The sequence below is a fragment of the Hymenobacter rubripertinctus genome (assembly GCF_003583925.1).
In the GTDB taxonomy this organism is placed as follows: Bacteria; Bacteroidota; Bacteroidia; order Cytophagales; family Hymenobacteraceae; genus Hymenobacter; species Hymenobacter rubripertinctus.
Map to the genome: position 1 here is coordinate 1 of NZ_QYCN01000060.1, position 13,588 is coordinate 13,588.

16 protein-coding genes and 1 riboswitch are annotated in these 13,588 nt (G+C 63.3%); of the genes, 5 read left to right on the top strand and 11 right to left on the bottom strand.

The annotated features are described in order from the left end of the window. Window positions 1-193: 193 nt before the first annotated feature. On the top strand, window positions 194-556 hold the full coding sequence (locus tag D0T11_RS20630; RefSeq protein WP_182888535.1) for a hypothetical protein: 363 nt from the start codon (window positions 194-196) through the stop codon (window positions 554-556). A gap of 162 nt (window positions 557-718) precedes the next feature. Here D0T11_RS20630 and D0T11_RS20635 read toward each other — a convergent pair whose 3' ends face one another. Continuing rightward, on the bottom strand, window positions 719-3,196 hold the full coding sequence (locus tag D0T11_RS20635) for a TonB-dependent receptor (protein WP_119657704.1): 2,478 nt from the start codon (window positions 3,194-3,196) through the stop codon (window positions 719-721). Window positions 3,197-3,253: 57 nt separating this feature from the next. Further along, a riboswitch (TPP riboswitch) is annotated at window positions 3,254-3,362 on the bottom strand. Between the two features lie 297 nt (window positions 3,363-3,659). Here D0T11_RS20635 and D0T11_RS20640 point away from each other — a divergent pair. Continuing rightward, on the top strand, window positions 3,660-3,887 hold the full coding sequence (locus D0T11_RS20640; RefSeq protein WP_119657705.1) for a hypothetical protein: 228 nt from the start codon (window positions 3,660-3,662) through the stop codon (window positions 3,885-3,887). A gap of 168 nt (window positions 3,888-4,055) precedes the next feature. Here D0T11_RS20640 and D0T11_RS20645 read toward each other — a convergent pair whose 3' ends face one another. Genes D0T11_RS20645 through pnuC form a run of 4 tightly spaced genes read right to left on the bottom strand, consistent with a single transcriptional unit; the run spans window position 4,056 to window position 6,674 of the window. Continuing rightward, window positions 4,056-4,472 (bottom strand): GNAT family N-acetyltransferase, encoded by a 417-nt coding sequence (locus tag D0T11_RS20645; RefSeq protein ID WP_119657706.1) that lies wholly within the window; start codon window positions 4,470-4,472, stop codon window positions 4,056-4,058. A gap of 9 nt (window positions 4,473-4,481) precedes the next feature. Next, window positions 4,482-5,363 (bottom strand): aldose 1-epimerase family protein, encoded by an 882-nt coding sequence (locus tag D0T11_RS20650; RefSeq protein WP_119657707.1) that lies wholly within the window; start codon window positions 5,361-5,363, stop codon window positions 4,482-4,484. Window positions 5,364-5,417: 54 nt separating this feature from the next. Further along, on the bottom strand, window positions 5,418-5,978 hold the full coding sequence (locus D0T11_RS20655; protein ID WP_119657708.1) for an AAA family ATPase: 561 nt from the start codon (window positions 5,976-5,978) through the stop codon (window positions 5,418-5,420). Window positions 5,979-6,035: 57 nt separating this feature from the next. Next, a complete protein-coding gene (gene pnuC / locus D0T11_RS20660) occupies window positions 6,036-6,674 on the bottom strand; it encodes a nicotinamide riboside transporter PnuC (RefSeq protein ID WP_182888536.1) in 639 nt (212 codons plus the stop codon). 173 nt (window positions 6,675-6,847) lie between these two features. Here pnuC and D0T11_RS20665 point away from each other — a divergent pair, with 173 nt between their 5' ends. From D0T11_RS20665 to D0T11_RS20675, 3 genes are all read left to right on the top strand, one after another. Beyond that, on the top strand, window positions 6,848-7,171 hold the full coding sequence (locus tag D0T11_RS20665) for a rhodanese-like domain-containing protein (protein ID WP_119657710.1): 324 nt from the start codon (window positions 6,848-6,850) through the stop codon (window positions 7,169-7,171). 143 nt (window positions 7,172-7,314) lie between these two features. Further along, window positions 7,315-9,843 (top strand): ATP-dependent helicase HrpB, encoded by a 2,529-nt coding sequence (gene hrpB, locus D0T11_RS20670; protein ID WP_119657711.1) that lies wholly within the window; start codon window positions 7,315-7,317, stop codon window positions 9,841-9,843. Window positions 9,844-9,988: 145 nt separating this feature from the next. Continuing rightward, window positions 9,989-10,768 carry a DUF2490 domain-containing protein gene (locus D0T11_RS20675; RefSeq protein ID WP_119657712.1) on the top strand — a complete coding sequence of 260 codons (780 nt, stop codon included), beginning with the start codon at window positions 9,989-9,991 and terminating at the stop codon, window positions 10,766-10,768. Window positions 10,769-10,950: 182 nt separating this feature from the next. Here the strand turns inward: D0T11_RS20675 and D0T11_RS20680 are convergent, their stop codons facing one another. The 6 genes from D0T11_RS20680 to D0T11_RS23580 form a co-directional block, all read right to left on the bottom strand. Beyond that, complete coding sequence (locus D0T11_RS20680) at window positions 10,951-11,793, bottom strand: oxidoreductase (RefSeq protein WP_119657713.1); 843 nt, start codon at window positions 11,791-11,793, stop codon at window positions 10,951-10,953. Between the two features lie 118 nt (window positions 11,794-11,911). Further along, window positions 11,912-12,073: a hypothetical protein gene (locus D0T11_RS22745; protein WP_182888537.1), complete on the bottom strand. Its 162-nt coding sequence runs from the start codon at window positions 12,071-12,073 to the stop codon at window positions 11,912-11,914. A 31-nt stretch (window positions 12,074-12,104) separates the two neighbouring features. After that, entirely contained in the window at window positions 12,105-12,419 is a 315-nt protein-coding gene (locus D0T11_RS20685) for a transposase (RefSeq protein WP_119657714.1), read from the bottom strand. Further along, window positions 12,416-12,628 carry a transposase gene (locus D0T11_RS20690; RefSeq protein WP_119657715.1) on the bottom strand — a complete coding sequence of 71 codons (213 nt, stop codon included), beginning with the start codon at window positions 12,626-12,628 and terminating at the stop codon, window positions 12,416-12,418. The genes D0T11_RS20685 and D0T11_RS20690 overlap by 4 nt, the downstream gene beginning before the upstream one ends. A 61-nt stretch (window positions 12,629-12,689) precedes the next feature. Beyond that, window positions 12,690-13,061, bottom strand: coding sequence for a transposase (locus D0T11_RS20695; RefSeq protein WP_119657716.1), 372 nt, complete (start codon window positions 13,059-13,061; stop codon window positions 12,690-12,692). Between the two features lie 76 nt (window positions 13,062-13,137). Beyond that, the gene (locus D0T11_RS23580; protein WP_119657717.1) at window positions 13,138-13,386 is read right to left on the bottom strand and encodes a T9SS type A sorting domain-containing protein; all 249 of its coding nucleotides are present in this window, start codon (window positions 13,384-13,386) and stop codon (window positions 13,138-13,140) included. Window positions 13,387-13,588 lie beyond the last annotated feature (202 nt).

Here is a 13,588-nt window from a genome sequence, read left to right on the forward strand (position 1 = left end):
TGGCGGCCCAGCGGATGAGGTTTGGGCGTGTGCACGGGCAGCAGGGGCGAGAGGCGCGCCCAGAGCGTATCGGAAATCGTGAATTCTTGCGTCGTGGCCATGCCGCGAAAGTACCACTTCTTTAACTCCTATTCGGATAGACTCTAAGTCGCCGGGGGTTTCGCGCTTCAGCCGCTTGCAGGTGAAGCGGGCCATGCGCGAGCTGCACCAGCAGGAATTTGTATTCTTCACCAAGGGCGACAACGTGGCTAACCTCAACAAGGTGATGGCCTACGTAGTGGAGAACGAGTTCACCAACCGCCTCAAAATCGTGACGCTGCTGCGGGAGGGGGAAACCTATTCGCCGGAGCTGATGAAGGACATTGAGGTACTGGACCGCGCCTACGAGCAAATCCGGGTCGATTTCGTGGCTATGCAGGGCCACTTCGGCCCCGAGCTCATCGACCGGCTCTCGGCCGAGTGGAACGTGCCCAAGAACTTCATGTTCATCGGCTCGCCCGGCGACCGGTTCCCCTACCAGATTTCCGAGCTCGGCGGGGTGCGCCTGATCATTTGATCACAGATGGGGCAGATGGTGCAGATGAAAAATGATTCGTTCTGATAGCGGATTCGTTCTATAAGCAGGCTTGTTCCAATAGGATATAATGGACGGCCAGCTAAAACGAATCCGCTATCAGAACGAATCATTTTTCATCTGCAACATCTGCCCCATCTGTGATTATAGTTTAGCCCCTACTGACACCAGAAAGTTGCGGGTGGCCTGGGGGTAATACCAGTTGAAGTTCTGGAACTGGCCATCGGCCCCGGGGTAGCCGTAGGTGTAGCCGTTGGCGGCGTAGCGGCGGTTGAGCACGTTATTCACCAGCAGGCCCAGCTCGATTTCCTTGATGAAGGCGGGCCGGATAGTGTAGCGGAGGCGGAAATCGAGCACCTGGTAGGGGCTTAGGCGGCGCTCGGCGCTGGTGCTGTTGTCGAGGTACTGGCGGCTGACGGTTTTGTAGAGCAGCGCCGCCCGCAGCCCCGGCACAACGGCCAGCGGCTGTCCTTCCAGAGTATGCGCCGATACTACGCTGGGCGAGTAGGAAATGGTGCTGGTGCGCAGTACGAAGGTGCTGTCGGAGGTGGGTTGCTGGTAATCCCGGATGCGGTTCTGACTGAGCGTGAGCGTGCTGCTGAGGCTGATATTATCATTGGCCGAGAGCCGGCCGGTCAGCTCCAGGCCGCGGCGGTAGCTGCGCGCCACGTTGGTGCGCAGCGGGGTGCCCACTTCGTTCAGCTGCCCGATGGACACCAACTGGTTGCGGTAATCCATATAAAAGAAGTTGGCCTCCAGGCGCAACGCCGTGTTCGGGCCCAGCAGTGTGCCGTTGGGCTTCGTGAGGCGGTAGCCGCCCTCGAAGTCGTTCAGGCGTTCGGCCCGAACGCGCTGACTGCTGGCTGAGTATTCGAGAAAATCGGAGCGCACCGGTTCACGCTGGCCCACTGCGAAGCTGGCGTAGAGCTGCTGGCCCTCGGCCAAAGCGAAAGTAGCGCCGGCTTTGGGGTTGAAGAACGTGTAGTTCACGTGAGTAGCCACATCAACCCGCCCACTGGCCAGCCCGTCGAGGTTGTAGTTGATGTGGCGCACCTGCACATCGCCGTACACGCCCAGCTGCTCCACTACCTGAAACGTGGCGCGGGCGTAGGCGTGGTAGTCAGTTTTGGTGGCGTCGTTGAAGTAGTAGCGGTGGCGGATGTTGCCCGTGGAGGCATACCGCGCCCAGATGACTTCGCCGTAGTGGTCGTTGAGAAACCGGTTCCAGCCCCCGCCCAGCGTGGCCTGGAGCTTATCGTTGCCCTTGGGCTGGTAGTTGAGCGCGAAGGTGCCGCCGAAGAAGTAGTTATCGAGCCACTTGCGGTCCACCAGGTCGGTGCGCTTGAGGGTGGTGGTGCCGACGACCACGTCGGGCAGGTTGTAGCTGGCCAGCTTGCGGTTGGCCCGGAAGCTCTCGTAGTAGCCGAAGCCCCGGGTCAGGTGCAGGGCCGCGCCCAGGTTCCAGTCGGGGCCCAGGCCCTGCGAAAGGTGAAGCTGGTAGTGGTTCTGCTGGTAGTTGTCGGTCTGGTTGTCGTAGGTGTAGTAGCTGTAGCGGCGGCCCTCCTGGCGCACCCGCTCGGCATCGGCCGCGCTCAGCTCGCCATTATCAATAAACTGTTGCAGCAGCTTCTGGTCGCCGGTAATGGCGGGCTCGGGCACGCCGTTCCAGGCCTGGTAGGTCTTCTCGCGGCCCGAAAAGGTGATGAACTTGACCAGCGTGTTTTTGGCTTGATAGCCGGCGGCGAGGTAGTACGATTTCAGGTCCGACGCCGCCCGGTTCATGTAGCCGTCGGTGCTGATGCGCGAGAGGCGGCCGTCCACGGTAAAGTGCTGGCCCAGTAGACCGGTGCCAAACTGCACGGTGTTTTTCCAGGTGTTGAAGGAGCCGTAGGAGTTGCTGGTTTCGCCGTAGGCCTCGCGGCGGTTATCGAGGGTGCTGATGTTGAGGCTGGCTCCGAAAGCCGCCCCCCCGTTCTGGCTCGTGCCCACCCCGCGCTGAATCTGGAGCGAGCTGATGGACGAGGCCAGGTCGGGCAGGTTCACCAGAAACGAGCCGTGCGACTCGGCATCGTTGAGTGGGATGCCGTTGATGGTCATGTTGATGCCCGTGTTGCTGGTACCCCGGATGCGGATATCGGTGTAGCCCACGCCCGCCCCGGCATCGGAGTTCACCACCACCGAAGGCGTCTGGTCGAGCAGATAGGGCAGATCCTGGCCGAAATTACGCTTGGTCAGCTCCTGCTTGTTCAGGTTGGTAAAGGCCGTGGCGGTTCGGTCGGAGGCGCGTTGGGCCGTTACGAGGGCGTCGGCGGTGAGTACGCCGCCGGGGCGCAGCTGCCCGGCCAGGCGCTGCCCGGCTACCTGCCCCCGTACTGGCAGCAGCAGGCTTTCGTAGCCCACAAACGTGATGCGCAGCTCGTGGGAACCGGCCGGCACAGCTTCTAAGCTGAAACTACCCGCAGCGTCGGTGCTGCCGCTGGGCGTGCCGTCGAGCAGAATGGTGGCCCCGGGCAGGGGTGCTCCGGTGCGGGCATCGGTAATGGTGCCGGCCACGGGACCTTGCGCCCAGGCCGCGCCGGACAGCCCCAGCAGGAGCAGACCGGTGGTCAATACAGTTTTCAAAAAGGTAAGCGGAAAAAGTAGAACGGGCCGGGCACCAGGGGTCGGGCCGGCGGCAAATCGTTCGCGGATCGTTTGTTCCCTTCGCCGGCATTACCCGGATCAGGTTCAATGGGTATGATCTCAGCCCAAAAGCTACCTGGTAGCTTGGGCACCCCTAAACAGTGTGGGGCAAAGGTAGGCCCGGGTTGGCAATTTTGATACTCCGGCCCCAGAAATGCCGCCGGCCGCCGAATATGTCCGGCCGGAATCCGCATCAGGAGCGCGGCATGACCGGGGCGCCACGCTACGCAAATAAACCCCGCTCAGAATTCGTTTTCTACTGACAATCAAGTAAATTAGAAAACCTGCCTGCGGGCTCAAAAAATTACGCCCCTTTCAAACAAGCCCGCCCCGCCGGCCGTTTGAACAACTGGAGCCGGCCGGTTCCGGTGTCTTTCGTTGTCGCTGTTCAGCTCCCTCCGTCATGACTATTACCAGCCTTCTGTACTTGTTTGTGGCCGTTCTGTTCGCTGGCTTGCTGCTGGTGCTGCCCCGCCGCCGCTTCCGCCAGCCGCCCACCCCCGACAACGACGACGAAGGCGGCGAACCCCTCGACGACGGCCTGCCCGATTTCGACCTGCCCCCCGGCATCTCCCGCCCCATCAACGACTGGGAGCCCGACTACAACTACCGCCCCGTTATCAAGGAGTAGGGCATAAGAACGTCATCCTGAGCCGGTCGCGCATCAAGCGAGAACGAAGGCTCCTTTCACGCTGAAATGGCATCGTACCAACGATTCCGTGCCGACGTGGGAGGAGCCTTCGTCCTCGCTCGATGCGCGACCGGCTCAGGATGACGTTCCGATAACTACGCTCTACTCCTACAAGTCCCGGGCCATGCGAACGTAGGGGATGGTGCCGCGGTAGAAACGGTTGCCCTCGGGCTCCAGCTTGAAGGCGCGGTAGAAATTCTCGTTCACGGCCCGGGCATCGCACCAGAGGCGGCGGGCTCCCTGGGTGCGGGCTTCCGTGATAATGTGGCGCAGCAGCTGAGAGCCGATGCCCTGCCCCTGGCAGTCGGGGCGGGTGGCAAACTTGCGAAACCGGGCCACGTTGCCATCAATGAACAGCGAAATAACGGACACCAGCTTGGCGTTGCGGTAGGCCCCGAAGTGGAAGCCGGTTTCGTCGTTGTTGAGCTTGATGTAGGTCATCGATTCCTGGGGCCAGAGCACCTGATGGCGCAATGCGTAGGTATCGGCCGCCTGGATGGGACGGATGGTAAGTTCAGAGGTCATGGGTAAGCGTTAGGCAACGGTGATGCTGTAGGAAGTAAGAAACTGCTGGCCGGCCGCCAGGTGCAGAATGCCCTGCTTGGCGGCCAGCTCCGGCGAGCCGGTGGTGGCGCTGGCAATTCCCTGCCAGGGCTCAATGCACACGAAGGGCGCGCCCGGCCGGGGCGTCCAGAGGCCCAGGTACGGAAAACCGTCGAAGCGCMGCCGCMCGCTGTGGCCCGAGCGGCGGCTGCGCAGGGTGAGGTGGGTGAAATCGAAGTGCGTGAACACCAGCGCGTCGTTGGTGAATAACTCGTAGCGCAGGGGCAGCACCGCTTGCTCGTGCAGCAGCGGCGCAGTCTGGCCACTGAGCAGGCCGCCTGCCAGCAGGTGGCGCTCCAGCGTTACGGGGTGGTCGAAAACGAAATCGTAGTCCTCAAACGACTCATCGGGTAGTAGAGGGCAGCGGAAAGCCGGGTGCGCCCCGATGCTGAACAGCAGCTCGGCCGCGCCGGGGTTTTCCACCTCCCAGCCAATGGTGAGCGTGGTACCCGCCAGGCGGTAGCTGATGCGCAGGGCAAACTCGAAGGGGTACACGGCCCGGCTGGCGTCGTCAGCCCGCAGCTCCAAGGTGAGCGCCGATGCGCTCTGCCGGACGAGGGAAAACTCCCGGTCGCGGGCAAAGCCGTGCTGGCCTAAGCGGTACGGCCGGCCCTGGTGGTGGTAGCGGTTATCGGGCAGGCGGCCCACAATGGGAAACAGCACCGGCGCGTGCCGGCCCCAGTAGGCCGGGTCGGCGGGCCAGATGTATTCCAGCGTTCCATCGGCCAGATCGGTACGCACGAAGCTGCTCAGCTCGGCTCCCAGCCGGTTGACGGCTACGCGGCACTGCTCATTTTCGAGGATATACATCATGCAGCCAGTGAAAGGCGGGGTAGGTTGGCAAGAAACGACAGCCCGGGCAGAAAGTTAGGCCGGCAAAACCACGGGCGACAACTCCGGTTCGCGGCCCAGCAGCATATCCACGTGAAAAACAGCCTGCTCCAGCCGCTCGGCGGGTACGCCGCGTATTTCGGTAAAGTTCGACAACTGCCCGCGGAGTTCGCGCCGGTAGAGGTCGAAGAAATACTGGCGGTGGTTGGGATGCTCCCGCAGCGGGTCGGGGCTCCAGGGCAGGTCCACGCTGAGCAGCAGAATCAGGTCGTACTGCTGCTGCTCCAGGCGGCGCAGAATCCAGTCGGGGCAGTAGCCAAACGCGTGCTCCGACCAGATTTTTATCACCAGCAGATCCGTGTCGCAGAACACCACCGGCAGGCCCAGGCGCTGGGCCTGCCGGAACGCATCCTCCTCGGCCTGCAACTGGCCCCGGGTAATTTTCTCCAGGTCGTGCACGGTATAGTTCGGCCCCTGGGTTTCCAGGTACTGGCGGGCGTATTCGGGCACCCAGCTGGTGCAGTAGTGTTCGGCCAGCAACCGGCTCAGGGTAGTTTTGCCCGTCGATTCGGGGCCGGTAAGGGCAACGCGCAACATCAGCAAACGGGAACAGGCGGGTGGAAGAGCGGGGCGGAATCGGGCACGGGCAACGCGTCAGGAAGTGGGCGTGAGAACCGCAGCGGCGGGTGCGGCGGCTTTGCGCAGCCCCCGCCGCCACTCCAGGTAGCCGTACACGGCCAGCCCCAGGTAGAGGGCATACAGGGCGCTGGTGGGGTACAGGTGCTTGTACCAGAGAATGGGCACGTAAATCACATCGACCACCACCCAGAGCAGCCAGTTTTCGAGGCGCTTGCGCATGAGCAGGTACTGGGCGGCCAGGCTACCGGCGGTAGTAAAGGCATCCCAGTGGGGCAAAGCGGCATCGGTGTAGCGTTGCAGGCAGTAGCCCACGCCCAGCGTGTAGGCCACGGTGAATATTGCACAGCCCGCCCATTCCCGCGCCGTGGTGCGTGACACGGGCAGCTGCGTGCGGTTGCGGCCGCCGTAGAGCCACTGCTGCCAGCCATACAGGCTCAGGGCAATGAACATCGTTTGCAGGAAGGCATCGGAATAGAGGCCCGCCCGGTAGTACACCAGCACGTAGAGGCCGCAGCTGACAATGGCCACCGGAAAATTCCAGAGCGACTCCCGGGCCGCCAGCCACACGCAAACAAAGCCCGTGAGCACGGCCACCCACTCCAATGGGCTGCCGCCGGCCGCTTCGGTCCAGAAAGCATATATCGACTCCGACACGCAAAAACAGCTAAAGAACAGGCAGCGGGCCGCCATCGGCAAGCCGGACTACCACTTGAACTCGGGGCCGCCTGCCAGCCCGACCAACCCGACGGGCCATTGGTCAAAGCTAACCAGCATTAGGGTATTTTTGCGGCATCTTCGGATTTTCCTCCGATTTTTTCCCGCGTCCTATGCTGCCCGAACTCACGCCCGAAGCCCTGCACGCCCGCCTGCAAAGCGGCGAGGACCTCCTGCTCCTCGACGTACGCCAGCCCGAAGAATATGCCTACTGCCGCATCGAAGGCAGCCAGCTGATTCCGCTCGGCGACCTGGCCCGCCGCGCCGACGAGGTACCCGACGACCGGCCCGTGGTGCTCATTTGCCACCACGGCGTGCGCTCCATGCAGGCCCTGGCCTTCTTGCAGCACCGCCACGAATACACCAATCTGCTCAACCTGCGCGGCGGTATTGATGCCTGGAGCCGCCGCGTGGATGCCTCGGTGGCGCTGTACTAGTAACGAACCATACCGCGAAAATCCGTTTCGCGCCGAGCAAAGGGACTATCCGGGGCCGCGCTGCGAGAGCCAACGCGCGAGAACCTGCTGTGCTCGGCGCGAAACGGGCTTTCGCGGTACTTCAGACAACAATACCCGCACGAATGCACCTGCCCAACCTGCCTATCACCGACGCCCTACCGGAGCTGCTTCGCACCCTGGAAACCCACGCTATAGCAGTGCTGCAAGCGCCGCCCGGGGCCGGCAAAACCACGCTCGTGCCGCTGGCGCTGCTGGAGGCCGGCTGGTGCGCGGGCCAGAAAATTATCGTGCTGGAACCCCGGCGGCTGGCGGCCCGGGCGGCGGCCACCCGCATGGCCCAGCTGCTGGGCGAGCCGGTGGGCCAGACCGTCGGCTACCGCATGCGGCTGGAAAGCAAGGTGTCGGCGAAAACGCGCATCGAAGTCGTGACCGAAATCATCCTCACCCGCCAGCTCCAGGACGACCCGGGCCTGGAGGGCGTGGCGGCAGTACTCTTCGACGAGTTCCACGAGCGCAGTCTGCAAGCCGACCTCGGCCTGGCCCTGGCCCTGGATGCCCAGCAGGTACTGCGGCCCGATTTGCGCCTGCTCATTATGTCGGCCACCCTGGATGCCGCGCGTTTGGGCCAGTGGCTGGGCGCGCCCGTGGTGAGCAGCCTGGGCCGCATGTTCCCCGTCGAAACCCACTACCTGAGCCCCCAGCGGGCCGCCAGCGCCTCCCGCCGCCCCCACGAAAAGCTCCAGGACCTCGTGCCGGTGCTCGTGCGCGAGGCCTTGCAAACCCACCCCACCGGCGACGTGCTGGTGTTCCTGCCCGGGCTGGCCGACCAGCGCCGGGTGGCCGACAAGCTGGCCTCTTTGCCCGATTATATCGACATTCATACCCTCCACGGTGAATTGCCCGCCGAGCAACAGGACGCCGCCTTGCGCCCCGCCCCAGCCGGCCGGCGCAAGGTGGTGCTGGCCACCAGTATTGCCGAAACCAGCCTCACCATTGAAGGCGTGAGCATCGTGGTGGATGGGGGCTACGCCCGGATTCCGCGCTTCGAGCCCCGCACCGGCCTCACCACCCTCGGCACCGAGCCCGCCAGCCAGGCCGCCGCCGACCAGCGCCGGGGCCGGGCCGGCCGCCTCGGCCCCGGCACCTGCTACCGCCTCTGGACCGAAGCCGAATTCCGGGACCTGCCCGCCCACTTGCCCCCCGAAATCCTGACCGCCGACCTGAGCCCGCTGGCCCTGGAGCTGGCCCTGTGGGGTGCCCACGACGCCACGGCATTGCGCTGGCTCGATGTGCCGCCCGCCCCGGCCCTGTCCCAGGCCCGGGAGCTGCTCGTACGCCTGGAGGCCCTGCTGCCCGCCGGTCCGCCTACCGCCCACGGCCGCGCCCTGGCCCGGCTGGGGCTGGCCCCGCGCCTGGCCCACCTCGTGGCCCGGGGCCAGCAAATCGGGCACGGGGCCACGGCCTGCGCCCTGGCCGCTTTGCTCACCGAGCGCGACATTCTGCGCCCCGCCGACGGCTCCTTTGGCCCGCCCGATTTGCGCCTGCGCCTCGAAGCCCTGCACACCGGCCGCGCGCCCCTGCCCGGCCTCGTGCCCGACCAGGCCGGACTGCGCCGGGTGCGCGAGGCAGCCACCGTGCTGCGCCAGCGCGCCGGGGCCAAGGGCGCTATCGAGCCCGATGTGGCTGGCCTGCTGGCCGCTCTGGCCTACCCCGACCGCCTGGCCCAGCGCGAAACGCCCGAACGGGTGCGCCTGCTCAGCGGGCAGCGGGCTACGCTGGCGGCCGAGTTTTTCGGGCAGCAGGACCAGTTTTTCGCCGTGGCCGCCCTCGATGGGTTCACCGCCCAGCCCCGGGCCAGCCTGGCCGCGCCCCTGAGCCGGGCCGAGCTGGAAGAATACTTCGCGGCCCAGATCGAAACCCGCGACGAAGTGCGCTGGCACGAAGCCGCCGGCCGCGTAACGGCCCGCCGCCTGCGTCGCCTCGGAGCCCTGGTCCTCTCCGATGCCAACCTACCGAATCCCGACCCGGCCCTGGTAGCTGCGGCCCTGCTGGGCGCAGTGCGGGCCGGCGGCATCGGGGGCCTGCCCTGGCCGGAGGCTGCTACCCACCTGCGGGAGCGGCTGGCCTTCGCCCACCACCACTTCCCCGACAACTGGCCCGACGTATCGGATGAGACTTTGCTAGCGGAGTTGGATGATTGGCTCGGCCCCTACCTGACGGACGTGAAGTCCCTGGCTGCCCTGGGCCGGGTGGATTTCACGGAGGCCCTGCTGGGGCGGCTGCCGGGCGGCTGGGGCCAGCGCCAGGAGCTCGACCGCCTCGCCCCCACTCACCTCGAAGTGCCCACCGGCTCCCGCATCCGGCTGGATTACGGTGCGCCCGCCACCCCAGTGCTGGCCGTGCGGTTGCAGGAAGTATTTGGCCTGCTCGATACGCCCACCGTGGCCGGCGGGCGGGTCCCGCTCACGCTCCACCTGCTCTCCCCCGGCTACCGCCCCGCCCAGGTAACGCGCGATTTACGCAGCTTCTGGACCAGCTCTTACTTCGAGGTGCGCAAGGACCTGCGGGGCCGCTACCCCAAGCACTACTGGCCCGAAAACCCGCTGGAAGCCCAGGCCATCCGGGGCACCAAGAAGCAGAACGGTTTATAACGCTGCCTGGTCGGGCTCATTTTAACCAGCCGTTTTGCGTTGCCTGAACGCATTCAACGGCTAATCTTATCTATTCACCGACAACCACTTAAAACATAACATTAACCAGTAGGTAATCCTGATAACAATTAGGTAATATTGGTTTATGCGAACTTCTCCCTCTTTCTGCAAGGGGCTGAAGCTGCTGCCGAGCCTGTTGTTGCTGTTGCTGCATCCGGGCACGGCCCAGCAGCTACTGGCTCCTTCCTCCGCCTCCCCCACCAGCCAGACCAATACCTGGCTCATGTTTCTGAGCGACGTGCGCTTCGGCCCGCGCTGGGGCCTGCACGCCGAAGCCCAGGTACTACGCACTCACACTTCGGAGCTGGGCCTCCAGAACGTGCTCCGGGCCGGGGCCAACTACTACGCCACCGATAACCTGCTGCTGACCGGCGGCTACGCCTACTCCCGGGCCTTTCCGGATGCGGGCTACCCCGTGCCCACCGGCCCGGAGCACCGCCTGTATCAGCAGCTGCAATTCCGGGATACCGGCAGCCGGGTGCAGGTGCAGCACCGCTACCGCCTGGAGCAGCGCTGGGTGCAGCTCCAACCCGCTCAGCCCCACGCATTTCTCAACCGCATGCGCTACCAGCTCCGGCTGACGATGCCCCTCATCGGCAAGGAGCTCACGCCCGGCGTGCCCTTCGTGACGGTTTCGGATGAGGTTTTTCTCGGGTTCGGCCGCCGCGAATCGGCCGGCCTCATCAAGCAGAACCGCGCCTACGCCGCTTTGGGCTACCAGATTACCAAAGCCGCAGCCATCGAAATCGGCTACCTCAATCAGCTGGTGCAACCTCCCCGGGAGAGCCGCCGCTTCGAGATGAACGAAAACGTACAGTTTAGCCTCTGTTTTAACCCCGATTTCCGCCGTAAGCTGGTCGATTAGCAGTTATCAGGGTGTCGTTGTCAGTTGTCAGTTGTCAGTAAAAGCAGAACGTCATTCCGAGCGGAGCCGAGGAATCTCGCGTGCTGATGTTGAGGGTCGTTTCAACATCAGCACGCGAGATTCCTCGGCTCCGCTCGGAATGACGTTCTTTAGTTCAGAACTTACGCTCTAAGCTCTAAAAACTACGATGGAAAATCAGCCGAGTCGCCGGTATCGGCTACGGCGGCCAGTTCCTCTACCAGGCTGGTGAACTTCTCGCGGGCGCCTTTCACGGCGGCTTTGCCCAGGGGCAGGTGCAGGGGCGCGTCGCCTTCCTGGTGCACCAGGTCGTACATGATGCGGGCGGCGCGGTCAGGGTCGCCGGGCTGGTTGCCGCTGTAGCTCTGGATGCCTTTCAGATTCTCGCCGACGGTGCCGCGGTAGTCCTCAATGGCCGTATCCACGTAGGTGGCCGAGCTGCCGGCCCACTCGGTGCGGAAGCCGCTGGGCTCAATGTTGGTGACTTTGATGCCGAGCGGCTTCACCTGCTGGGCCAGGCTCTCGCCGATGGCTTCCAGGGCGAACTTGCTGGCGTTGTACACGCCCACGCCGGGGAAGGTTTTCAGGCCCCCGATGCTGGTGATGTTGAGCACGTGGCCGCTTTTCCGCTCGCGCAAATGGGGCAGCACGGCCCGCAGTACGTGCAGCGGCCCGAACACGTTCACATCGAACTGACGGTGCACTTCCTCCGCATCAATTTCCTCAATGCTGCCCAATGAGCCGTAGCCCGCGTTATTCACGATAACGTCGAGGTGGCCGAGCTGGCTGATGGCGTCGGCAATGGCCTGCTTCACCTGCGCTTCATCGGTTACTTCCATCACGAAGCCGTAGCCCTGGCCTTCGGCCTTTTTGGTAAACGCTTCAGCCTGCTCCGCTTTGCGGAAAGTAGCAGCCACTTTATCGCCTTTTTCGAGCAGCAAATCAGCCAGGGAAGCCCCGAATCCGGAGCTGACGCCGGTAATAAACCAGTTTTTGGTCGTTGACATATGCGGGGGTGATTCGATTGAAAAACGCCGGCCCGTTAGTCGGGCGGCTAGGTGGTATAACTCCCGAAACCGGCCGCAGGTTTTGAGAACGGCAAATTGCCCACGCATGTAAAAACGGTTATCCTGAATTCCTGACAAAGCCTTTCACGGATTCAGAATAACGGTAACGAGTGGCCAGCGAGAAACTCCAGTTCGCCCGCGCCGCCTGCTGATACATGCCGTACGCCACCACGTCGATGGTGTCGCCCTTCGCCACGCTCAGGCATTTATCTACCTGCATATAGCGGTTTCGTGAACGATTCGCTCATTTTTCAACCAGCGGTGGCGTGGTAGCCACAGTGGTCAAACCAGCCGAGCGCATCGGCGCTGGTAATCCAGTCGATGGCGGCTTGCAGGGCCTGCAGCAAGGCCTCGCGGGTACGCGCCTGGGCCGCCCGCAGCTTCGTCTTGAGCTTGCTCCAGGCCTGCTCCACGGGATTAAAGTCGGGCGAGTAAGGCGGCAGAAACAGCAGTTCCACGCCCCGCTCGGCCAACCACTGTTTCACCCCATCGAGCTTATGGGCCGACGCGTTATCGAGTACCAGCACATCGCCTCGTTGCAGCGTCGGGGCCAGGCATTGGGTCACATACCAGGCAAAGCGGTGCTGATTGAGGCCCCATCGAGCACCTGCACGGCCTCTAAGCCCCTGACCGACAAGGCCCCGATCAGCGTTAGCGACTTGCCCCGGTTCAGGGGGATGGCCCCGCCTACCCGCTGCCCACCTTTGGCCCGGGCATAACGGCGGGTATAATCCAGACGGAGGGCCGTCTCGTCGAGAAAGTGGAAGCGGGCCACATCAGGGCGGGTACAGACCCGGGCTACATGCGCGGCGCGGGCCGTGCGCACGCGGGGCGTATCACGTTCCGTGGCGTGCAGGCTTTTTTTTTCGGCGTAGGTCGTGCTCGTTGAGTACGTCCCAAATACAGGTCTGGCGGACAGTGCGGCCCGTGTGTTGCTGCCAGGTGGCGTTCAACTCGGCCAGCGTGGCGTCGGCGTGTTCCCCCACGTAGGCCACGAGCCAGGCCTGGTCGTCTACCGAGAGCAGGCGAGCGGGGCCGCCACTGGCCGGTTTGGGTGCCAGCGAGCCGGTTTCGCGTTCCCGCCGTAACAGCTCGCCCACGAACGAGCGGCTCACGCCGAAGCGTTTGGCCACCTGGGTTTTGCGGGCCTTGGGCTCGCGACAGGCTGCCGCCACGCGGGTACGTAAATCAAGTGAGTAAGCGTGCATACAAACCCATACGAACCGTAAAAATAAACGACCTAACTGTTTACAAATCAAGCATTAATGGACAAAGGAATGCCCATTAATGCTTGATTTGTAAACGCTGAGTTTCTGTTTTGCCATCTCGCGTAATGCGTAGCATATACAAACCATCAGGAAGGTTAGTAAGGTTTAACTGGTCAACGCTCTTAGGATGATTTAGAATTACTTTACCATACTGGTTGATTACTTCTATTTTTTCTGCATCGGTAGGTACTGTTATTTTTTCGTCTGCTGGGTTGGGATAAGCCAGACCGCTACGGTATATGTTACTGCATCCTGCTACATAAATTGATTGTGCGGTAGTATTTGAGCCGCAGGCATTACTAGTGCTTAGTCAGGCAGGTTAGTTACCCTAATTTTCTGGTAGTGGCGGTCGAGTTTGACACGGGCTTTTTCCAGCGTGAATTGCCATTTGACCGTGGCCCGGGCCGCATTGCGTTCGGCCACGCAAGCGGCGACGTGGGCGGTGAGTTCTTCTTGGGTAGGAATGC